Annotated in this window: 19 protein-coding genes, 2 tRNA genes and 1 pseudogene; 18 read left to right on the plus strand and 4 right to left on the minus strand. The window is 63.8% G+C overall.

The genetic code is table 11. The features are described from left to right. The first annotated feature begins 423 nt into the window (after positions 1-423). The 12 genes from dnaA to ACFVVC_RS11955 all read left to right on the plus strand — a co-directional run bounded on the left by dnaA (position 424) and on the right by ACFVVC_RS11955 (position 13,687). The gene (dnaA, locus tag ACFVVC_RS11900; protein ID WP_387453119.1) at positions 424-1,845 is read left to right on the plus strand and encodes a chromosomal replication initiator protein DnaA; all 1,422 of its coding nucleotides are present in this window, start codon (positions 424-426) and stop codon (positions 1,843-1,845) included. Between the two features lie 537 nt (positions 1,846-2,382). After that, positions 2,383-3,507: a DNA polymerase III subunit beta gene (gene dnaN, locus ACFVVC_RS11905; RefSeq protein WP_018762813.1), complete on the plus strand. Its 1,125-nt coding sequence runs from the start codon at positions 2,383-2,385 to the stop codon at positions 3,505-3,507. Positions 3,508-3,613: 106 nt separating this feature from the next. Next, positions 3,614-4,498 carry a phosphogluconate dehydrogenase (NAD(+)-dependent, decarboxylating) gene (gnd, locus tag ACFVVC_RS11910; protein WP_387453122.1) on the plus strand — a complete coding sequence of 295 codons (885 nt, stop codon included), beginning with the start codon at positions 3,614-3,616 and terminating at the stop codon, positions 4,496-4,498. A gap of 45 nt (positions 4,499-4,543) precedes the next feature. Next, the gene (gene recF, locus ACFVVC_RS11915; protein WP_387453125.1) at positions 4,544-5,749 is read left to right on the plus strand and encodes a DNA replication/repair protein RecF; all 1,206 of its coding nucleotides are present in this window, start codon (positions 4,544-4,546) and stop codon (positions 5,747-5,749) included. Continuing rightward, positions 5,739-6,293, plus strand: coding sequence for a DUF721 domain-containing protein (locus ACFVVC_RS11920; RefSeq protein WP_387453128.1), 555 nt, complete (start codon positions 5,739-5,741; stop codon positions 6,291-6,293). Before recF ends, ACFVVC_RS11920 begins: the two co-directional genes overlap by 11 nt. A 378-nt stretch (positions 6,294-6,671) precedes the next feature. Beyond that, positions 6,672-8,759, plus strand: a complete 2,088-nt coding sequence (gene gyrB, locus ACFVVC_RS11925) for a DNA topoisomerase (ATP-hydrolyzing) subunit B (RefSeq protein WP_387453131.1) — start codon at positions 6,672-6,674, stop codon at positions 8,757-8,759. Between the two features lie 55 nt (positions 8,760-8,814). Continuing rightward, the gene (gyrA, locus tag ACFVVC_RS11930) at positions 8,815-11,493 is read left to right on the plus strand and encodes a DNA gyrase subunit A (protein ID WP_387453134.1); all 2,679 of its coding nucleotides are present in this window, start codon (positions 8,815-8,817) and stop codon (positions 11,491-11,493) included. Beyond that, on the plus strand, positions 11,486-12,157 hold the full coding sequence (locus ACFVVC_RS11935) for a DUF3566 domain-containing protein (protein ID WP_387453137.1): 672 nt from the start codon (positions 11,486-11,488) through the stop codon (positions 12,155-12,157). The genes gyrA and ACFVVC_RS11935 overlap by 8 nt, the downstream gene beginning before the upstream one ends. Before the next feature lie 97 nt (positions 12,158-12,254). Beyond that, positions 12,255-12,328: transfer RNA gene (locus ACFVVC_RS11940), tRNA-Ile, on the plus strand. Positions 12,329-12,399: 71 nt separating this feature from the next. Next, positions 12,400-12,516 (plus strand): DLW-39 family protein, encoded by a 117-nt coding sequence (locus ACFVVC_RS11945; protein ID WP_240617712.1) that lies wholly within the window; start codon positions 12,400-12,402, stop codon positions 12,514-12,516. Positions 12,517-12,587: 71 nt separating this feature from the next. Then, positions 12,588-12,663 (plus strand) — tRNA-Ala (locus ACFVVC_RS11950). 82 nt (positions 12,664-12,745) lie between these two features. After that, positions 12,746-13,687: a DMT family transporter gene (locus ACFVVC_RS11955; RefSeq protein WP_387453140.1), complete on the plus strand. Its 942-nt coding sequence runs from the start codon at positions 12,746-12,748 to the stop codon at positions 13,685-13,687. 28 nt (positions 13,688-13,715) lie between these two features. On the opposite strand, the pseudogene ACFVVC_RS11960 reads toward ACFVVC_RS11955, so the two are convergent. Together ACFVVC_RS11960 and ACFVVC_RS11965 are read right to left on the minus strand one after the other, a co-directional pair. After that, positions 13,716-14,588: pseudogene (locus ACFVVC_RS11960) on the minus strand (glycosyltransferase); the annotation flags it as partial. Positions 14,589-14,699: 111 nt separating this feature from the next. Then, positions 14,700-15,686, minus strand: coding sequence for a hypothetical protein (locus ACFVVC_RS11965; RefSeq protein ID WP_387453143.1), 987 nt, complete (start codon positions 15,684-15,686; stop codon positions 14,700-14,702). Between the two features lie 155 nt (positions 15,687-15,841). Between ACFVVC_RS11965 and ACFVVC_RS11970 the strand changes: the two genes are divergently transcribed. The 3 genes from ACFVVC_RS11970 (at position 15,842) to ACFVVC_RS11980 (ending at position 18,283) form a co-directional block, all read left to right on the plus strand. Further along, positions 15,842-16,387, plus strand: coding sequence for a peptidylprolyl isomerase (locus tag ACFVVC_RS11970; RefSeq protein WP_285243423.1), 546 nt, complete (start codon positions 15,842-15,844; stop codon positions 16,385-16,387). Between the two features lie 9 nt (positions 16,388-16,396). Further along, positions 16,397-17,275, plus strand: a complete 879-nt coding sequence (locus tag ACFVVC_RS11975; protein ID WP_387453146.1) for a rhomboid family intramembrane serine protease — start codon at positions 16,397-16,399, stop codon at positions 17,273-17,275. A 540-nt stretch (positions 17,276-17,815) separates the two neighbouring features. Beyond that, on the plus strand, positions 17,816-18,283 hold the full coding sequence (locus ACFVVC_RS11980; protein WP_387453149.1) for a carboxymuconolactone decarboxylase family protein: 468 nt from the start codon (positions 17,816-17,818) through the stop codon (positions 18,281-18,283). A 194-nt stretch (positions 18,284-18,477) separates the two neighbouring features. Here ACFVVC_RS11980 and ACFVVC_RS11985 read toward each other — a convergent pair whose 3' ends face one another. Both ACFVVC_RS11985 and ACFVVC_RS11990 read right to left on the minus strand, forming a co-directional pair. After that, a complete protein-coding gene (locus tag ACFVVC_RS11985; protein WP_387453464.1) occupies positions 18,478-19,083 on the minus strand; it encodes a DNA-3-methyladenine glycosylase I in 606 nt (201 codons plus the stop codon). A 34-nt stretch (positions 19,084-19,117) separates the two neighbouring features. Next, a complete protein-coding gene (locus tag ACFVVC_RS11990) occupies positions 19,118-19,369 on the minus strand; it encodes a cell division protein CrgA (RefSeq protein ID WP_387453152.1) in 252 nt (83 codons plus the stop codon). A 173-nt stretch (positions 19,370-19,542) separates the two neighbouring features. Between ACFVVC_RS11990 and ACFVVC_RS11995 the strand changes: the two genes are divergently transcribed. From ACFVVC_RS11995 to ACFVVC_RS12005, 3 genes are read left to right on the plus strand one after another with little or no spacing between them, the layout of a single operon-like run. Then, a complete protein-coding gene (locus ACFVVC_RS11995) occupies positions 19,543-20,337 on the plus strand; it encodes a class E sortase (protein WP_387453155.1) in 795 nt (264 codons plus the stop codon). A gap of 2 nt (positions 20,338-20,339) precedes the next feature. Beyond that, positions 20,340-20,510, plus strand: coding sequence for a hypothetical protein (locus ACFVVC_RS12000; protein ID WP_387453158.1), 171 nt, complete (start codon positions 20,340-20,342; stop codon positions 20,508-20,510). After that, positions 20,507-21,148, plus strand: coding sequence for an aminodeoxychorismate/anthranilate synthase component II (locus ACFVVC_RS12005; RefSeq protein WP_387453161.1), 642 nt, complete (start codon positions 20,507-20,509; stop codon positions 21,146-21,148). The genes ACFVVC_RS12000 and ACFVVC_RS12005 overlap by 4 nt, the downstream gene beginning before the upstream one ends. The last annotated feature ends 18 nt before the right edge of the window (positions 21,149-21,166 follow it).

The raw sequence follows: 21,166 nt of genomic DNA on the forward strand, positions 1-21,166 counted from the left end.
TGGGGAAGAACTGGCCGACGCTAAGTTTTGTATATGCACGCTTCCCCCGGCTGTCCAAGCGCAGTGCGCCTGGAAGTTCAGATGGGGCCAAAAAGCGGACACAAAGGACTTCACAACGTTAGGGCAATCCAACGCCCGGAGTCAAACCGGGAGGCCCCTGCGGTGCTATCCCCAGCTGTGCCTAAGTATCCCCAACAGGCTGTGGATGAAGTGGCTCACAGGGGCTCCCCGGGAACCACAACCATGTAATTATCCACAGCCGGATAGCCAGCTATCTTCTAGGCTTTTGATCCCCTAGAGTGTCCCAGTAGCCGATTATCCACGGACTGTGCATAACCCTGTGGATTAAGTTGGACCAGCATCCTGGTTCCGGACTTGGGCTGCAGGCAATGCAGGCATAGCAAGTTTTGAGGGAACCGATTGATGACAGTAGACGAAGCCAACCACGCCAATACTGTCGGAAGTTCCTGGCGCCGGGTTGTCAGCCTGCTGGAACAGGACCACCGTGTTTCACCGCGCCAGCGTGGGTTTGTCATCCTCGCCCAGGCCCAGGGCCTGATCGGCTCCACCCTCCTGGTGGCTGTCCCCAACGAACTCACCCGTGAAGTGCTCCAGACCCAAGTCAAGGACGCCCTTGACGATGCACTGCACAACGTCTTCTCCGAGGACATCCGCTGCGCCATCGACGTCGACACCGATCTGGTGCCCATCCACGCAGAGCCCGAGCCGGTCGTCGAACCTGCCTTCGCGCCGGACCAGCTGATCGAACAAAAGCCGCAGCCCATGCTGCCCAGCACTTCGCATGAATTCGGCCGGCTGAACCCCAAGTACGTCTTCGATACGTTCGTGATTGGTTCCTCCAACCGCTTTGCCCACGCAGCCGCCGTCGCGGTGGCCGAGGCGCCAGCCAAGGCCTACAACCCGCTGTTCATCTACGGCGACTCCGGCCTCGGCAAAACGCACCTCCTGCACGCGATCGGGCACTACGCCCGCCGGCTGTACAGCGGCATCCGGGTCCGGTACGTCAACTCCGAAGAATTCACCAACGACTTCATCAACTCCATCCGGGACGACGAAGGCGCAAGCTTCAAGACCACCTACCGCAACGTGGACGTCCTGCTGATCGATGACATCCAGTTCCTGGCCGGCAAGGACCGGACGCTGGAGGAGTTCTTCCACACGTTCAATTCGCTGCACAACAACAACAAGCAGGTGGTCATCACCTCGGACCAGCCGCCCAAGCTGCTCGCCGGGTTCGAGGACCGCATGAAGTCGCGCTTCGAGTGGGGACTGCTGACGGACATCCAGCCGCCAGAACTTGAAACGCGTATCGCGATTTTGCGGAAGAAGGCGCTCAGCGAGGGACTGTCTGCGCCTGATGACGCCCTGGAATACATCGCGTCCAAGATTTCCAGCAACATCCGCGAGCTTGAAGGTGCACTGATCCGCGTCACCGCCTTCGCCAGCCTGAACCGGCAGCCGGTGGATGTTGCGCTGGCGGAAATGGTCCTGAAGGACCTGATCACTGATGACGGCGCACAGGAAATCACGTCCGCGCAGATCCTCCAGCAAACGGCTGACTACTTCAAGCTCAGCATGGAAGAGCTCTGCAGCAAGTCCCGGACCCGGACCCTGGTCACCGCCCGCCAGATCGCCATGTACCTCTGCCGGGAGCTGACGGACATGTCGCTGCCCAAGATCGGCCAGGAACTCGGCGGCCGCGACCACACCACGGTGATCCATGCCGACCGCAAGATCCGTGAGCTGATGGCCGAGCGCCGTGTGATTTACAACCAGGTGACGGAACTGACCAACCGGATCAAACAGCAGCAACGCGACTCCTGAATCCACACCGGGCCGCGCACTCTATACCTTATTAACAGGGGCATGTGGATAAGCCTGTGGATACTTAAGGGGACAAGCGTGATTAATGGGCTTAAAACCCTTAAGGCGTCTGTGGATCATCAAAAATGGCCCTTTGGGTTGTCCCCATCCACACCCTGTTTAAAACCCAGGTAACGCACAGTCCGTGAACAGGGCTTAACCCCGGAAACGCGGGTCAGGATCGGGTTATCCACAGTTTCCACAGCAGTTATTAACACTACGAATCCCAAAAAATTGAATTCCCTCAAACAACAAGATCCATCCGCACGTCCACCGGGCGGGCCCTCCGGTCCCTGGAAGGGCCGGGCCGGGGTCTTGGGGATGGGTTAATCGCGGATCTTCCGGCTAAGCTGTCAGCAGCGCTCCCATCCCCGGGTTTCGTGTGGTTTCCGTCTCCACGGACCATGCACCGGCCGCGGCGCGCGCAACATCTTCCGGAGTTTCACTGCGAAGTTCCCGGGTCCACATGGCAGCAGCAATGAAAGGCGGCACCCTTCCGTGAAGTTCAGAGTCGATCGGGACGTCCTGGCAGAAGCCGTCACCTGGACAGCCCGCTCGTTGTCTCCGCGGCCGCCGGTGCCCGTCCTTTCCGGCCTGCTCCTGAAGGCCGAAGCCGGAACCGTCAGCCTCTCGAGCTTTGACTACGAAACCTCCGCACGGCTGGAGATCGCCGCCGACATCAGGGACGAAGGCACCATCCTGGTTTCCGGCAGGCTGCTCGCGGACATCTGCCGCAGCCTGCCCTCGGCACCGGTGGATGTCGAAACCGACGGCAACAAGGTCACTCTCACCTGCCGTCGCAGCAGCTTCCACCTGGCCACCATGCCGGAAGCCGAGTACCCGCCGCTGCCTGCCCTTCCCGCCATCAGCGGCACCGTGCCCGGCGACGCTTTCGCACAGGCTGTTTCCCAGGTGATCATCGCCGCCAGCAAGGATGACACCCTGCCCATCCTCACGGGCGTGCGGATGGAGATCGAGGATGACCTGATCACCCTCCTGGCCACCGACCGTTACCGGCTCGCCATGCGCGAAGTCCCCTGGAAGCCTGTGACCCCGGGCATCTCCACCAGCGCCCTGGTAAAGGCAAAAACCCTCAACGAAGTCGCCAAAACCCTCGGCAACAGCGGCGACATCAACCTCGCCCTCTCCGACGATGACAGCCGGCTGATCGGATTCGAAAGCGGCGGCCGCACCACCACGTCGCTGCTGGTGGACGGTGATTACCCGAAGATCCGGTCCCTGTTCCCGGAGTCCACGCCGATCCACGCCACGGTCCAAACCCAGGAGCTGGTGGAAGCCGTCCGCCGCGTGTCACTGGTCGCCGAACGCAACACCCCGGTCCGCCTGGCGTTCAGCAGTGGGCTGCTCAACCTCGATGCCGGTACCGGCGAAGACGCGCAGGCGTCTGAGGAGCTTGAGGCGCAGCTGTCCGGCGAAGACATCACGGTGGCCTTCAACCCGCACTACCTGATCGAAGGCCTCAGCGTCATCGAGACGAAGTTTGTCCGCTTCTCGTTCACCACGGCACCCAAGCCCGCCATGATCACGGCACAGGCAGATGCCGACGGTGAAGACCAGGATGACTACCGCTACCTGGTGATGCCTGTCCGCCTGCCCAACTAGTCCCCACCGCCACCCTCAGCCGCAATCTCGGCCGGGGAACCCTGGCGGTGTGGGCCCAGACAGTTGGGGTACCCACCCTCCCACCAGCGCAGAAAAGAGTTCCACCATGCACATTGGACTGATTGGCCTCGGCAAAATGGGTTTCAACATGCGTGAACGCCTGCGCAAGGGCGGCGTGGAGGTCACCGGCTATGACCGGAATCCCGACGTCACCGATGCCGCAAGCGTCGATGACCTGATCACGGCCGTCCCGGCGCCGAGGATCATCTGGGTCATGGTCCCGGCCGGCCCCGTCACGGACGCCGTCATCACCGAATTGGCCAGCAAACTTGAGCCCGGCGACCTGGTGATCGACGGCGGAAACTCGCGGTTCACGGAAGACCAGAAACACGGTGAGGTGCTTGCCGCCAAGGGCATCCGGTTCGCCGATTGCGGGGTATCCGGCGGCGTTTGGGGCCTGCAGAACGGCTACGGCCTGATGGCAGGCGGGGACGCCGGCGAAATTGAACGCGCCATGCCGGTTTTTGATGCCCTGCGGCCCGAAGGCGACAGGGCTGACAGCTTTGTCCACGTGGGCGGTATCGGCGCAGGACACTATGCCAAGATGGTCCACAACGGGATCGAATACGGCCTGATGCAGGCGTACGCCGAAGGATACGAACTGCTTGCCGCCAAGGACATCGTCACGGACCTGCCGGGCACGTTCCGCGCCTGGCAGAAGGGAACCGTGGTCCGGTCCTGGCTGCTGGACCTCATGGTCAAGGCCCTGGATGAAGATCCAGGTCTGGAGTCCATCGACGACTACGTGGAAGATTCGGGCGAGGGCCGCTGGACAGTTGAAGAGGCCATCGCCAATGCGGTTCCGGCCCCGGCCATCACGGCCGCACTGTTTGCCCGTTTTGCTTCCCGGGAGGACACGTCCCCCGCGATGAAGATGGTTTCTGCGCTGCGCCACCAGTTCGGCGGCCATGCAACCCGTCCCGCCAAGTAGCACCCACCGGGAGCCGCTACGGGTTCCAGAATTGCCGACCACCGCGTGTACCTTGAACATCTTTCACTGACAGACTTCCGCAGCTACGCCCAGGTTGACCTCAGCCTGGGCCCGGGCGTCACCGTCCTGGTGGGATACAACGGCATCGGCAAGACCAACCTGATGGAGGCCATCGGCTACCTGGCAACGCTCAGCTCCCACCGCGTCAGCTCCGACGGCCCCCTGCTCCGGTTCGGCACGGAGCGCGCCCTGGTCCGTGCCCGGTTGGTCCGCGGAGAGCAGACCACGGTGCTTGAGCTGGAAATCAACGCCGGCAGGGCCAACCGCGGCCGGATCAACCGCAGCAACCCGGTCCGTGCCCGTGACCTGCTGGGCATCTGCCAGACCGTACTCTTCGCACCCGAGGACCTGGCACTGGTCAAGGGGGATCCTTCCAACCGCCGGCGTTTCCTGGACGAACTGCTCGCCAGCCTCGTCCCGCACCATGCAGCTACCCGCAGCGATTATGACCGGGTCCTGAAACAACGCAACGCCCTGCTCAAATCAGCGCGGGCCGGACGGTTCACCACTGCCCATGAAGCCACCCTGGATGTCTGGGACCAGCACATGGCCCGCGCCGGAGCACAGCTGCTGCACGCCCGGCTGGAACTGGTGGAACGGCTCCGGCCGCACCTCGCCCGTGCCTACGCCGAGCTGACGGACGCTTCCAAGCCCGCCGATGCCACCTACCGTTCAACGCTTCAAAACCAGATGGACGACGACGGCCTTCCGGCCGCACCTGCCCAGCGCACCACGGCCGGGGCTTCCTCCGCCGGGCAGGAGGACCTGCGCCTGCTCAGTGTCGAACAGCTGACGGAGCGCTACATCCAGGCTTTCGCGGAATCACGGAAGAAGGAACTGGAACGGGGCATCTCACTCGTCGGCCCGCACCGCGACGAACTGGAGCTCATCCTCGGCCAGGCACCTGCGAAGGGATATGCCTCGCACGGGGAAACCTGGTCCATGTGCCTCTCCCTGCGGTTGGCTTCGTACTACGTGATGCTCGATGACGCCCGCACCGGAGGTTCCGCCCCCATCCTCATCCTGGACGACGTCTTTGCCGAACTCGATGTCCAGCGGCGGCGTAAACTGGCGGCTATAGTCTCCGGCGCGGAACAGGTCCTGGTGACCGCCGCCGTCGACGCCGATATTCCGGAAGAGCTGTCCGGACGGCGGGTGAAGGTCATCCCGGGAGGAATCGATGAGCAGTGACGAGGATGCCGGGCTGCAGCCCGGCCGCGAACCTGACCACATCGATGCCCCGCAGGCGGCACTGAACCGGATGCGGGAGGCGGCCGCCGCCCGCGGCGAAGTCCGCAGGAAGGCGCCCCGGCCCGGTTCCCAGAAGGCCAAGGGCAGCATCCGTGACACCCGAGGCTTCAGCCAGTTCCACGCCACCGGCCGGGACCCGCTCGGCCTGGGCAAGGTTGTTGGTCGGCTGGTTGCTGAGCGCGGCTGGACCTCGCCGGTAGCGGTAGGTTCCGTCATGGCGGAATGGGCCACCTTGGTGGGCCCGGAGATTTCAGCCCACTGCACACCCGAAAGCTTCACCGACACAACCTTGCATGTCCGGTGTGACTCCACGGCCTGGGCCACCCAGCTCAGGCTGCTGAGCAACAGCTTGCTGGAGAAATTCCGCCGGGAACTGGGTGACGGCGTGGTCACCAGGATCCAGGTCCTCGGCCCCACAGCGCCCAGCTGGCGCAAGGGCGGACGCAGCGTCAACGGCCGCGGCCCCCGGGACACGTACGGATAGCCGGGCCACAGCTCTTGAAACTTCGCCCAAAGGCGTATAGAGGCCGGTAAGGACTGCGGCGTGTATAGGCACCCGGAGGGCGTACCACTGGGCCGCCCTAGGCGCGGCCAAGAGCCTCGCACAGGCACATTCACCGTCCGCCCACGCCCCTGGAATGCGGGGATATGGGCGTGTTCGCGGTAGAATTGACCGAGATAACTGGGCGCGGATGAAACGTTGACTTCAGTCCGTTCTCCGCGCGCGTCCCGCACGCAGAGCGCGGATCACCGACCGTCATCGAGTCACCGGCGCCATAAGTTTGTGCCTGTTGGCGGGTCACTTTTCCCTGCGAAAAGAAATCAGCCGGCCATCATCGAGAACAGAGGAGTCGCAGCGCCTGTGGCTAACGACAATACAGATATTCTGGCAGCAGATACAGCGGTCGAAGATGGCCGGACCCCTGACACCCCGGCTGCGTCAACCAGCCCAAGGGAGTACGGCGCCAGCGACATCACTGTCCTTGAAGGCCTCGAAGCTGTCCGCAAGCGCCCGGGCATGTATATCGGTTCCACGGGTCCCCGCGGACTCCACCACCTGGTCTATGAGGTGGTGGACAACTCCGTGGATGAGGCTCTCGCCGGCTACTGCAGCCATATCGAGGTGGTCCTGCAGGCCGACGGTGGGGTCAAAGTGGTCGACGACGGCCGCGGAATTCCGGTGGACATGCACCCCACCGAGCACAAGCCCACCGTCGAAGTGGTGATGACCATCCTGCACGCCGGCGGCAAGTTCGGTGGCGGCGGGTATGCGGTCTCCGGCGGCCTGCACGGTGTGGGTATTTCCGTGGTCAACGCCCTCTCCAGCAGGGTGGACACCGAGGTACGGCGCCAGGGCCACGTCTGGCGGATGTCCTTTGCCGACGGCGGCAAGCCGCAGGGCAGCCTGGTCCAGGGCGAAGAGACCGATGCCACCGGCACCACCCAGACCTTCTATCCGGACCCGGCAATCTTCGAAAGCACGGAATTCGATTTCGAGACCCTCCGCGCCCGCTTCCAGCAGATGGCCTTCCTTAACAAGGGACTGCGCATCACGTTGACGGATGAGCGTGCGGCCGAGGGCGACGAAGCCGACGGCGACCTCGACCTTGACGACCTTAGTACCGACGGCGAGATCAGCGCAGAACACCGCACCGTGGTGTACCAGTACGACGAAGGCCTGCTGGACTACGTCAAGCACCTGAACTCGGGCAAGAAGGTGGAGGTGGTCCATGAAGACGTCATCGCCTTCGAAACCGAGGACACCGAACGCCGGATTGCCCTGGAAATGGCGATGCAATGGACCAGCGCCTATTCCGAGAGCGTGCACACCTACGCCAACACCATCAACACCCATGAAGGCGGAACCCACGAAGAAGGCTTCCGTGCCGCACTGACGTCCCTGGTCAACCGGTATGCCCGGGAAAAGGGCATCATCAAGGAAAAGGACGACAACCTCACGGGCGACGACATCCGCGAGGGCCTCACCGCGGTCATCTCCGTCAAGCTTGCCGAGCCCCAGTTCGAAGGCCAGACCAAGACCAAGCTGGGCAACTCCGAGGTCAAGGGATTCGTCCAGCGCGTGGTCACCGACGGCCTGGGCGACTGGCTGGAGCGCAACCCGGGACCCGCCCGAGACGTTATTCGCAAGGCCATCTCGGCGGCCCAGGCACGCATGGCTGCGCGGAAGGCCCGCGACAACGCACGGCGCAAGAGCCCGCTGGAATCGTTCGGCATGCCGGGCAAGCTTTCCGATTGCTCCTCCAAGGACCCGGAAAAGTGCGAGGTCTACATCGTGGAGGGTGACTCCGCCGGTGGTTCCGCCAAGCGCGGCCGGAACCCCGAAACACAGGCCATCCTGCCCCTGCGCGGCAAGATCCTGAACGTGGAGCGCGCCCGCCTTGACAAAGCCCTGGGCAACGCCGAGGTCCAGTCCATGATCACCGCCTTCGGAACCGGGATTGGCGAGGAATTCGACCTCGCCAAGCTGCGGTATCACAAGATCGTCCTCATGGCCGATGCCGACGTGGACGGCCAGCACATCACCACCCTGCTGATGACCCTGCTGTTCCGCTACATGCGGCCCCTGATCGAGAACGGCTACGTCTACCTGGCACAACCGCCGCTGTACCGGATCAAATGGTCCAACGCGCCGCACGACTACGTGTACAGCGACCGCGAACGCGACGCCAAACTGGTGGCGGGCCAGGCTGCCGGGCGCCGCATCCCCAAGGACAACGGCATCCAGCGCTACAAGGGCCTGGGCGAGATGGACTACACCGAACTCTGGGACACCACCATGGACCCTGACCACCGCACCCTGCTGCAGGTGACTATGGATGACGCCCTCGCCGCCGACCAGATCTTCTCCGTCCTCATGGGCGAAGACGTGGAGTCACGGCGCAACTTCATTCAGCAGAACGCCAAGGACGTCAGGTTCCTGGACATCTAAGGACCCGCTCCAAAGTATTCGGAACCAGACATATACCTGAAACGGAAAATAAAGAATGAGCGACGAAACCCCCGAGATTCCCGCCCCCGAGGCCGGAGAACCGGACACCGTTCTTGAAGGCGACGTGCTGGTCGACCGCGTGGAGCAGGTGGACCTGCAGACGGAAATGCAGCGCTCCTACCTGGACTACGCCATGGCAGTCATCGTAGGACGCGCCCTCCCGGACGTCCGCGACGGCCTCAAGCCGGTGCACCGCCGCGTGCTCTACGCGATGTTCGACGGCGGCTACCGCCCCGACCGTTCTTTCAACAAGTGCGCCCGTGTGGTGGGCGAGGTCATGGGCCAGTACCACCCCCACGGCGATACCGCCATCTACGACGCGTTGGTCCGCCTGATCCAGGACTGGACCATGCGTTACCCGCTGGCGCTCGGACAGGGCAACTTCGGTTCACCGGGCAATGACGGGGCCGCCGCACCCCGGTATACCGAAACCAAGATGGCGCCCCTGGCCATGGAAATGGTCCGCGACATCGACGAGGAAACGGTCGACTTCCAGGACAACTACGACGGCAAGAACCAGGAGCCCACCATCCTGCCGGCCAGGTTCCCGAACCTGCTGGTCAATGGCTCCTCCGGTATCGCCGTCGGCATGGCCACCAACATTCCGCCGCACAACCTGCGTGAAGTGGCGGACGGGGTCCAGTGGTACCTGTCGAACCCCGGCGCCACCCGCGAGGAACTCCTCGAAGAACTGCTGCTGCGGGTCAAGGGCCCGGACTTCCCCACGGGCGCCACCATCCTGGGACACAAAGGCATTGAAGACGCCTACCGGACCGGCCGCGGTTCGGTCACCATGCGTGCAGTGGTTGCCGTGGAGGAACTGCAGGGACGCACCTGCCTGGTGGTAACGGAACTGCCGTACCAGGCCAACCCTGACAACCTGGCCATCAAGATCGCCGAATTGGTCAAGGACGGCAAGATCTCCGGCATCGCCGACCTTCGCGACGAAACCTCAGGACGCACCGGCCAGCGCCTGGTGATCGTGTTGAAGCGGGACGCCGTGCCCAAGGTGGTCTTGAACAACCTCTACAAGCACACCGAACTGCAGAGCAACTTCTCCGCAAACATGCTGGCCATCGTTGACGGCGTACCCCGGACGCTCAGCCTCGATGCGTTCATCCGGCACTGGGTGACCCACCAGATGGACGTGATTGCGCGCCGCACCAGGTACCGCTTGCGCAAGGCCGAGGAGGAAGCCCATATCCTCCGCGCCCTGCTGAAGGCACTGGATATGCTCGACGAGGTCATCGCCCTGATCCGTGCCTCCAACACCACAGAAGCCGCACGCGACGGGTTGATGGAACTGCTGGATATCGACGAGTTGCAGGCGCGCGCCATCCTGGACATGCAGCTGCGCCGCCTCGCCGCCCTGGAACGCCAGAAGATCCAGGACCGGCACACCGAACTTGAGGCCCTGATCGCGGAGTACAACGCAATCCTGGCCTCCGAGCAGCGCCAGCGCGAGATCATCAGCGTCGAACTGGCCGAAATCGTGGACAAGCACGGCGACGACCGCCGCACCAAGATCCTCATGGGATTCGATGGCGACATGTCCATGGAAGACCTGATTCCCGAAGAGGAAATGGTGGTCACCATCACCCGCGGCGGCTATGTCAAGCGCACGCGCAGCGACAACTACCGCTCGCAACAGCGCGGTGGCAAGGGCATCAAGGGTGCCCAGCTTCGCGGCGACGACGTCGTGGAACACTTCTTCGTCACCACCACCCACCACTGGCTGCTGTTCTTCACCAACCTCGGCCGCGTATACCGTGCCAAGGCGTATGAGCTGATGGAAGCGGGCCGGGATGCCAAGGGCCAGCACGTGGCCAACCTGTTGGCGTTCCAGCCCGACGAACATATTGCCCAGGTGCTGGACCTGAAGGACTACCAGCAGGCGCCGTACCTGGTGCTCGCCACCAAGCGGGGCCTGGTGAAGAAGACCAGGCTCGAGGACTACGACACCAACCGTTCAGCCGGCGTCATTGCGATCAACCTGCGCGACGGTGACGAACTGGTATCGGCGCAGCTCGTCTCGGAAACCGACGACCTGTTCCTGGTCTCCCGCATGGGGCAGTCCATCCGCTTCACGGCAACGGACGACGCCCTGCGCCCCATGGGTCGGGCAACTTCCGGCGTTACCGGTATGAAGTTCCGCGAGGATGATGAACTGCTGGCCGCCGATGTGGTGACTGACGGCTCGTTCGTCTTCATCGTGACGGAGGGCGGTTACGCCAAACGCACGGCGGTGGAGGAATACCGCCTCCAGGGCCGTGGCGGGCTCGGCATCAAGGTGGGCAAGTACCAGGAAGAACGCGGCCACCTCGTGGGAGCCCTTATTGTCCAGGAAGAGGATGAAGTCCTGGTGGTCATGGAGGGCGGCAAGGTTGTGCGGTCCTCCGTGGCGGGTGTTCCGGCGAAGGGCCGTGACACGATGGGCGTCATCTTCGCCAAGCCGGACAAGAATGACCGGATTATTGAGGTGGCGCGCAACAGCGAACGGGGCCTCGAGGACGATGAATCCGCCGAGGATGACGTAACGTTGGCTGAAGATGGCGGGCCCGCTGGGGATTCCGCCGCGCCAGTAATGGCAGAAGAATCACCGGCCGTTGAGTCAGAGGACGCCTCGGGCGACGCTGGGCCGAACGAAGACAACACGGAGGTAACGAGTGAGTAATTCCGACTCATTTCCCAAGCCGAACAGCACTGTTCCCGACGGGAACAGCCCTTCAACGGCGCCCCGCGTGAACGCCCCCGTCCGTCCGCAGCAGCGACCGGCAGCGGCCGCAGGTGCCCCCGGCCAGCGTCCCGCTGTTCCGGGCCAGCGCCCGCAACAGGGCGACCGCCCGGTGCAGCCCGGCCAACGTCCCTTCCAGGGGCAGCCCGGACAGCGCGCAGCAGCCCCCGGCCAGCGTCCGGCCCAGGGATCCCAGGGACAGGGCAACCCCGGCCTGGTGAAGCCTGCACCAAAGGCAAAGGTCCGGCGGGCACGGCTGCTGATCAGCAAAGTGGACCCCTGGTCCGTGCTGAAGATGGCATTCCTGCTCTCCGTGGCACTTGGCATCGTCACGGTGGTGGCAGCAATCGTCCTGTGGACGGTCCTGGACCTGACCGGAATCTTCGACCAGGTGGACAGCCTGCTGGGAACGCTCGCGGGCTCCGAAAGCGGCGGCTTTGAACTGAAGAAGGTGGCATCGCTGGGACAGGTAGCCTCATTCGCCACCATCATCGCCGTGGTCAACGTTGTGCTGCTGACGGCGCTGTCCATGCTCTCCGCCGTCCTCTACAACATTTCCGCCACACTGGTCGGCGGAATCGGCGTCACCCTGACGGACGATTAAGAACCCGTTTTCGCCGGCGGTAATCCGGTGGAAATGCCCGATTTGAGATCGGGCCGGGGTGTGCTGTAAAGTCATATCTCGGCCCGATGAGGCATCGGGGCGTATAGCTCAGGCGGTTAGAGCGCTTCGCTGATAACGAAGAGGTCCCAGGTTCAAGTCCTGGTACGCCCACGGAACCTGTGCAGGTTTCAAACGGAGGTTTGGTCCGGATTCATCCGGTACCCGGCCGGAACGGGGAGCATGTGAAGAAGTTGCTGGTACTCGCAGCGGCGATCGCAGGCTTCCTGGTCTTCCGGAAAGCACAGGAATCCGAAGCCCGGAAAACAGTCTGGAGCAAGTCCACCGATACGGTGGACTAGCCTGGACGCCAGGCCCGGAAGCCGTCAAGGCCTCCCGGTTCCTGGGGTATGATGGACGGGTTGCTTCTTATGGGGGCATGGCGCAATTGGTAGCGCACCTGCTTTGCAAGCAGGGGGTTCGGGGTTCGAGTCCCCGTGCCTCCACCATAGGAAAATCCCGGTCAGCGGAAACGCGGGCCGGGATTTTTTATTCTCTTTTCCCTCCGGGGACGGCCCCAGGGGGTATTCAATGAACTTCTTCTTCGCGGCCCTGGGTGTCCTTGGAGTCGCCTCGTCGGGGCCCCTCATCGCGGCCACCCTGGGCGCCACAAGCGTCAGCGCCCTCGCGATCGCTTTTTGGCGCAACGCCATCGGGTCCGTGGTCATGGCTGCGCCCACGCTCATCCGGGAGCCCCGCCAGTTTGGCAGCATAACTGCCCGTGAGTTCCGCTGGTCCCTGCTGGCCGCCGTCGCCCTCGCCCTGCACTTTGCCTGCTTTATCACCTCGCTGCAGCTGACCTCCGTCGCGGCCGCCACAGCCCTGGTGTGCCTGCAGTCCGCCTGGATTGCCGTGTTCCAGCTCATCCGGGGAACCCGGCACCGCTGGCAGGTCCTTGCCGGCCTGGGCATTGCCTTCGGCGGCGTTGTCGCGATAACCGGCTTTGACCTGGGAACGTCTCCGCAGGCACTGACCGGAGACCTGCTGGCGATGGCGGGCGGCGCCCTGGCGGGGCTCTACACGCTGGCAGGCGGCAAGGCACGGCAGAGCATGACCACGGGGACGTACACCACGCTCTGTTATGGGATGTGCGCGGCCCTCGTGGCGGTGCTGGCCCTGGTGACCGGCCAGCCCCTGGCCGGGTTCGAGCCGGCAGGGTGGCTGGGCATCGCGGCCATCACCGTCTGCGCCCAATTGGTGGGCCATACGGCCTTCAACCACCTGCTGGCCACCATGAGTCCCCTCATCGTCTCCATGATCATCCTGCTGGAAATCCCAGGGGCCGCGCTGCTGGCCGCCGTCTTCCTGCACGAGACCCTTCCGGCGGGCACCTACGCGGGGCTGGGCCTCATCCTGGTGGGACTCGCCGTCGTCGTCCTGGGGCAACGGTCCGGGAGGGCGGGAAAGCGGCCACTGCCGCCGGGAGAGGAACCGCCGTCGGGCCGTCCGCTGGCCGAACTGGGAACGGACTGACAGGAAGCCTGCCCCCGCTGGGCCCAGCCTGTCCGCCGCGGCGGACAGGCTGGGCTGTGTTGACGGTGTGGATGGCCCGCAGGAGCTTCGCCGGGAAGTACACCGAAAAGAAGACCACCATGGGGGCCTTCAATGCCATCTTGCGCACATTGTGGGCTTTGTAGGTACGGTCGAACCGGGTGACGTAGTAGCGGTAGTCCCGCGGAGAGTCCTCAAGCCGGCGGGCAGACATGCCGGACACCATCTGCGGCCAGTAGCGGACTGGCAGCTCATGGTCGGCAAGGTGCAAGGACAAATCGATGTCCTCGTGCATCTCGTCTTTTTCGTCCCGGCAGGTCTCGGCCCGGATGGTTTCCCAGGCACTGGCGCGCAGGGCCATGTTGGAGCCGAACAGGAAGTGGTATTGGTGTTTGGCCAGCTTCAGCATGAGCTGGCGCATCTTGTCGTCCGCCTTGAGTCCAAAACGGCGCATGGGCATGTCGTAATACACCACAGGCCCGGTGGCGGCCTGGACGACGGGATCCGCAAAGGCCTTCTGGACCTGCTCCACCCAGTCGGGTTCGACGATGGAATCCGCGTCGATCCGCCCAAGCACATCTCCCGTGGCGTGATCGAGCCCAAAGTTCCTTGTGGGGATCAGGCCCTGTTCCCGGTCCTGGCTGAGCAGGATGATGGGGCTTTCCGGGTATTCGAGCTGCATCTGGCTGACGATCGCGGCCGTGCGGTCGCTCGAGAGGTTGTCCACCACGATGATCTCGTGGGCCGGAACCGACTGGTAGATCGCGGCGATGAGGCACTGCCTGATGACGCTTTCCTCGTTGTACGCCGGGATAACGATGGACACGCGGAGCTGTTCGGCTGCGTCGTTCAAGGCATCCCCAGAGGATCGATCGGCTGACATCAGTTCAAATCTAGCATCCATGCAGCGTCCTGCCGCGGCCGGGCCCAGGGCCTGTGCCGGCACACAAAAGGGGCCCCGTTCGAAAACGGAGCCCCCGTGTATGGCGAAGAACTAGGCCTGGGTGGTGCCCTTGCCGTCGTTGCCGATATTCGAAGCGATGTTCTTGGTGGCCGTCTTGGCGTCGGTCGCGGCGGTGGATGCATCATCCGCGGCGTCGTCGGCCACGTGCTTGGCCTTGTCAGCGGCGTCTGCAGCCTTGTCCTGGACTGCCTCGGCGGCGTCCGCTGCCTTGTCCGCGACGGCGGACGCTGCGGAACCGGCGGCATCTGCAGCCTTACCGGCGGCGTCCGCGACGTGCTCCTTGACCTCGCTTACGGTGGTTGCCGGGACAGGAGCAGGCGTGGGGGTAACCGGCGACGGAGTCTTCCAGGGGTCCTCCACGGGCTTGGAAGCCTTCCAGGCGGCAACGCCCGCCGCCACTGCGGCGGCAATCACGCCAAAGACCAGCCAGCCGCGCTTCTTCTTGGGCTCGGGCTGTGACAGCTGGATGCCAACCGTGCGGCCGGCCTCGGTCGCGGCGGCCTTCAGCTGCGTGCCGGTGGCCTGTGCCTGCTCCTGGATGGCATGCACGATTCCCGCGTCGCCGAGCTTCTGGGCGACGGCGTCGACACGGGCAGGTGCGCTTTCAAGGGTGCGGTGCACGGCCTCCGAAGCCACACCGATCTGGTCGGAGAGCTTGGGCAGATAATCCACCACCACGCGGTCACGGGCATTCAGGACCACCGGAGTGGCTTTGTCCAGGGCGTCGTGCAGCTTGGGTGATGCGCTTTCCACGACGTCGTTGATCTTGGGCGCCAGCTGGGCCAGACCATCCTGGATCCTGGGCGTCACGGTGGCAACACCGTCGGCCAGGTTGTGCGCTGCGGTCTTCAGGCCTTCCTGGATTTTGGGAGATGCGGTATCCAGGCTGTGCTGGAGCCGGGGAACAGCCCAGTCCACCGCTGCTTCCACCCGGGGGGCCGCCCAATCCTTGGCATTCTCCACCGCACTGGTGACCGACTGCTCAAGGTCACGGGCAATACGATCCGATTTCTTCACAACTACCTCCCGATTAATGTGACGGTTCTGTCGCTAGCCTACGTGCCCGGACCACCCCGGGCTATTCACTCTGCGGATTTTAGGCCGATTTCACCCAGCGCGGAACTGCTGCCGCAGCCGTTCCCGCCCATAGGGGACATGGAAGAATGAGGTTTATGACTGCCATCGCAACTGCAAAAGCAACCATCCACACCAGCCTCGGCGACATCGTAGTTAACCTCTTCGGCAACCACGCGCCCAAGACGGTCAAGAACTTCGTAGGCCTTGCCACCGGCGAGCAGGCGTGGACCCACCCGGAAACCGGCGAGGACAAGACCGGTACTCCGCTGTACAACGGAACCATCTTCCACCGCATCATCAAGGACTTCATGGTCCAGGCCGGCGATCCCCTGGGCCGCGGAACCGGTGGCCCCGGCTACCGCTTCGATGACGAAATCCACCCGGAACTGAGCTTCAACCAGCCCTACAAGCTCGCCATGGCCAACGCCGGCATCCAGATGGGCAAGGGCACCAACGGTTCACAGTTCTTCATCACCACCATTCCCACGGACTGGCTGCAGGGCAAGCACACCATCTTCGGTGAGGTGGCGGACGAGGACTCCAAGAAGGTCGTCGACGCTATCGAGGGTGTCCGCACCGGCATGGGTGACCGCCCCGTGGAGGATGTCACCATCAACAGCATCGACATCGAACAGCTCTAACACCACAGCATGAGTTACGGGATTCCGTCGGCTGAGCCGTCCGCGCAGGTTCCGGTCTGCCCCCGGCACCCGGACCGGCCCTCCTATGTGCGCTGTCAGCGCTGCGGCCGCCCGGCGTGCCCGGACTGCCAGCGGGCGGCCGCCGTCGGATTCCAGTGCATTGACTGCGTCAACGAAACACGACGAACGACGCCCGAAGTGCGGACGGTATACGGCGGGGCCGTGGCCACCGCCAGGCCGATGGTGACGTTTGCCATCATTGCGGTCTGCGCGGTCCTCCAGCTCCTGCAGTCCATCATCCCCAATGAAGGCGTCTACCAGGCCTTGGCCTTTGCCAACATTTATGCAGAACCGAAATACGGCGAGTTTGAACCGTGGCGGATGCTCACCTCGGCATTCCTGCACTCGCCGGGCAACCTCCTCCACATCCTGCTCAATATGTACACGCTGTGGATCTTCGGCCAGGCCCTGGAACCAATGCTGGGCCGGCTGCGGTTCCTCGCGCTGTTCCTTGTCTCGGCCTTGGGCGGTTCCGTTGGATACCTGCTGCTGACACCGCTCTACGTTCCCGGCCAGCAACTCTCTGGGGTGGTGGGGGCGTCCGGTGCAATCTTCGGCCTCTTCGGCGCCATGCTGCTGGTCCAGCGCCAGCGCGGAGGCGATACCCGCCAGCTCTGGGTATTGATTGCCATCAACGGCGTCATCGGCTTCCTGGTCCCCCAGATCGCCTGGCAGGCGCACCTGGGCGGACTGATCACCGGCGGGCTCTGTGCTGCCGTCCTTGCCTACACTCCGCGCGGACCCCGGCAGGGCCTGATCCAGGCCGCAGGGCTCGCTGCGGTCGTGGTCCTGCTTGTAGGCCTGGCGTGGGTACGGGTCACCCTGTAGCCCCTGCGGCCCACCAGCAACGCTGAATGCCCGGCACCCACGGTGCCGGGCATTTTGTGTTTTCCACAGACCTTATCCACAGTGTTGGTAACTTACATGCGTGTAGTTCAGACGCTGTTTCCCGCCCCTTGGCCTTCAATTTCCATCACGACCCCGAACAACCCTGATTTTTCCACACCTGTGGATAACCTGTGGGGATAGGGGTGTGTGTAAGTGGATAAGCGGACGGTTGAGGGCCCCCATGTGGATAACCGTCCCCAAAAGGGCACCTGGGATGCCCAGTCGGGGGCTTTGTCCGCACTTATTGACAGCGTTATGCACACTGTTAATAAGTAACAGCCCTGTAGTTTCCCGCACCGGAACTGCGGCGCGAGTAGGGCAAACAGCCCGACGGACCGCGATTTCCACGCCGTTACCCACAGTTGTGGATAACTTGTGGGTATCCGGATGTTGTTAAGTGCATAACCGGGCCGGCGGGCCGCTCCGGCGACTCCGCCTATGATGGTTGCCTGCCCAGCCGTTCGACCAAGAAGGACTCCCGTGAGCGTCACCGAGCACCTGTACCTGGACAAACAACATCCCGCCCTGTGGAGGGCGATCAGCGGGCTCGGACTGAAGGTTCAGGAAGCAGCGGAAGCCGCCGGTCTTGGGGCTGGCCTGGTGGAGCTCCTCAATGTGCGGATCTCGCAGATCAACGGCTGCGCCTACTGCCTGGACCTGCACGTGCGGAAGGCCACCGAGGCAGGCGAGAGTTCCCAGCGGGTCGCGGTGCTGCCGGCATGGCGGGACACTGCCCTGTTTACAGACAAGGAACGGGCCGCGCTGGCATTGGTGGAAAGCATTACCGAACTCCCCGACCAGGAATCGCGCGAAAGGGAAGAAGCGTTTGCGCGGCAATACCTCACGGCGGATGAATTTTCCGCGGTGAGCTGGGTGGCGGTCACCATGAACGCTTTCAACCGGGTGTCCATCACCAGCCACCACCCCGTCAGGCGCACCCGTCCGTAGCATCGGGTCCAGCCGCAAGGATGGTTATCCACAGGTATTCCACACTGTTAATAACCACATCTGCCGGGCAAATTTCCGCCCGTTTGGGCTGCCGCGCGCCACAAGAGACCGGTGATGGTGAATGTCGCCAACGTTATCCACACTGTGGATAACCTTGCCAACAGCTGGGGAAAGCCGCAGCCGCCGGTGCGGGGCTAGTCGGCCCAGATCCCGGAGGAACCCCGACGGTGGCTCGCCAGAAGGTGCGTGTCCACTATTCCCACGGCTTCCATCAGGGCGAACATGGTGGTGGGGCCAACGAACGAGAAGCCCCGCTTCCGCAAAGCCTTGGACAACGCGACCGACTCCGCGGACTGGGTGGGGATGTCCGCGGCTACACGGGGCCGCGGCGTGCTCGCCGGGCGGAAACTCCAGACAAAGTCCACCAGCCCGCCGTCGTTGCGAAGTTCCAAGGTGGCCCGGGCGTTCTTGACGGCGGCATGGATCTTCAGGCGGTTCCTGATGATACCCGGGTCCTGCATCAGCCGTTCCACGTCGGCGTCGCCAAACAAGGCCACGGCCTCGGGATCGAAACCGGCAAAGGCCGCACGGAAGCCGGGACGCTTGCGCAGGATGGTGGCCCAGGAGAGCCCGGCCTGGAATCCCTCCAGGCAAATGCGTTCATAGAGGCCCTGCTCGTCGATGACGGGCAGCCCCCACTCCTGGTCGTAGTAGGCGCGCATCAACGGATCTGTGGATGCCCACGCGGGCCGGGCCAGGCCGTCGTCGCCAATAATCACGCCGGCGGAATCGGGAGACAGTTGGATCCTCCTCGAAAGAAGCGTTACGAACGCGTCAGGAACGCCAGCGGGTGGTCATCAGGAACCCCACGATGGCGATGCCGAAGCCCGCCACGATGTTCCATGACTGCCACGCCTGGACCGGGAAGCGTCCCTCACTGATGTAGAACGTGATGATCCAGAAGAGGCCAATGATCATCAGGCCGAACATCACCGGCTTGAACCATACGGGGTTGGGCTTGTAGGCCTCCGTGGAAGCCGGCTGGGAGGTGCTGGCGGTCTTCTTGCGAGGTTTCGACTCGGGCACTGGCTCTCCTTGGCAGGCTGGGCAAGCTCGGCGGCCCGGGCTTGATATCCTGCAAGAAGGAAATTGCCAGCGGCCTGCGCGATCTTGGTCAAATCTGGATACTTACTAGCAGCCAATTCTAGCCGCAGTTGATGGGCACCCGGTGCCCGGGGTGGACGCCCGGAGGAGAACGCGTGGTATTGCAGGAGAAGGCCGGGCCAGTGGCCCCGCCCGCCCCCCGTGGCTCCCTGCTACGTGGAACCATCCAGGTCATTGGCGAACTTTTGATTACCGCCGGCATCATCCTCCTGCTCTTTGTGGCGTGGCAGCTGTGGTGGACCAATGTTGAATCCGACGCCAAGCAGACCCAGGTCATCAAGGAATTTGCCCAGGACCTCAGCACCGCCGCGCCCTCCCCGGCAGCAACGGCACCTGCCACGCCACCGGCCGCCGGTGACGGCTTCGGAAAGCCCGTCGTGGCAACGGCCCCGGGCCACGCAGGCACGATCGGCATCATGTACATCCCCCGGTTCGGCGCCACCTACACCCGTCCGATCGTGCAGGGGACCAGCCAGGATGTGCTGGACACCCTGGGGCTGGGCCACTACAGCAACACGGCCATGCCCGGTGCCGTGGGCAACTTCGCCGTGGCCGGCCACCGCCAGACGCACGGCGCCGTGCTGGACAACATTCACACGCTGGTGCCTGGCGACAAGATCTACGTCCAGACCAGGGATGGCTACTATGTCTACGTTTTCCGTAACAACCAGATCGTGCTGCCCTCCCGCACCGACGTCCTGGAGCCGGTACCCACCCAGCCGGGCGTGGCGCCCACGGAAAGTTACCTGACCATGACCAGCTGCAACCCGCGCTTCGGCGCCGAAGAACGCATCATCGCCTACGCCCTGCTGGACAGTTGGCGTCCGGCGTCTGCCGGCCCGCCGGCTGAGATCGCGGCACAGGTAGCAGCCGCCACAGGGAAGGGCTGACCGTGTACGCCTGGATCTTCCGCCACCTCCCTGGCCCGCTCTGGCTGCGGATTGCCTTCTCGATGGCACTGATCGTCATTGCCCTGGTATTGATGGTCCAGTTCCTCTTCCCTTGGATGTCCCATTTCACCCAATTCACCGACTCGACGATTGGTTCCGCAGACCAGCCATGACCACAACCAAGATCCTCGTAGTGGATAACTACGACAGCTTTGTCTACACCCTGGTGGGCTACCTCCAGGAGCTCGGCGCCGAGACCACGGTGGTCCGCAACGACGACGTCACCCTGGCCGAGGCGATCGAACTCGCCGGCGCCCGGGATGGCGTCCTGATCTCACCCGGACCCGGCAACCCTGCGGAGGCAGGGGTCTGCATCGAGCTGATCAAGTGGTGCGGTGAACACAGTGTTCCGATGTTCGGCGTGTGCCTGGGCCACCAGGCACTGGCGGAAGCGTTCGGCGGAACGGTCACCCACGCCCCGGAGCTGATGCACGGCAAGACGTCGCAGGTGGAGCACAGCGGCACCAGCGTGTTCGCCGGCCTCCCCTCCCCCATCACGGCCACCCGATACCACTCGCTGGCAGCGGTCCGGGAGTCCATTCCCGACGTCCTGGAAGTCACGGCACAAACCGCTTCCGGGGTGGTTATGGGACTGCAGCACAAGACCGCACCGCTTTGCGGCGTCCAGTTCCACCCCGAATCGGTCCTCACCGAGGGCGGGTACCAGATGCTTGGCAACTGGCTCGAGTCCCTGGGCATGAACGGCGCCGCCGCGCGTGCGGCGAAGCTAAGCCCGCTCATCCAGCACTAGCCGGACCCGCCAGGCGGC

It is taken from the genome of Pseudarthrobacter sp. NPDC058196 (genome assembly GCF_042882685.1).
In the GTDB taxonomy this organism is placed as follows: Bacteria; Actinomycetota; Actinomycetes; order Actinomycetales; family Micrococcaceae; genus Arthrobacter.

What these genes read in the sequence shown, in the direction of transcription:
- dnaA (WP_387453119.1), top strand. Translation starts at nt 424, where the DNA reads ATGACAGTAGACGAAGCCAACCACGCCAATACTGTCGGAAGTTCCTGG.
- gnd (WP_387453122.1), top strand. Translation starts at nt 3,614, where the DNA reads ATGCACATTGGACTGATTGGCCTCGGCAAAATGGGTTTCAACATGCGT.
- ACFVVC_RS11920 (WP_387453128.1), top strand. Translation starts at nt 5,739, where the DNA reads ATGAGCAGTGACGAGGATGCCGGGCTGCAGCCCGGCCGCGAACCTGAC.
- gyrA (WP_387453134.1), top strand. Translation starts at nt 8,815, where the DNA reads ATGAGCGACGAAACCCCCGAGATTCCCGCCCCCGAGGCCGGAGAACCG.
- ACFVVC_RS11955 (WP_387453140.1), top strand. Translation starts at nt 12,746, where the DNA reads ATGAACTTCTTCTTCGCGGCCCTGGGTGTCCTTGGAGTCGCCTCGTCG.
- ACFVVC_RS11970 (WP_285243423.1), top strand. Translation starts at nt 15,842, where the DNA reads ATGACTGCCATCGCAACTGCAAAAGCAACCATCCACACCAGCCTCGGC.
- ACFVVC_RS11975 (WP_387453146.1), top strand. Translation starts at nt 16,397, where the DNA reads ATGAGTTACGGGATTCCGTCGGCTGAGCCGTCCGCGCAGGTTCCGGTC.
- ACFVVC_RS12005 (WP_387453161.1), top strand. Translation starts at nt 20,507, where the DNA reads ATGACCACAACCAAGATCCTCGTAGTGGATAACTACGACAGCTTTGTC.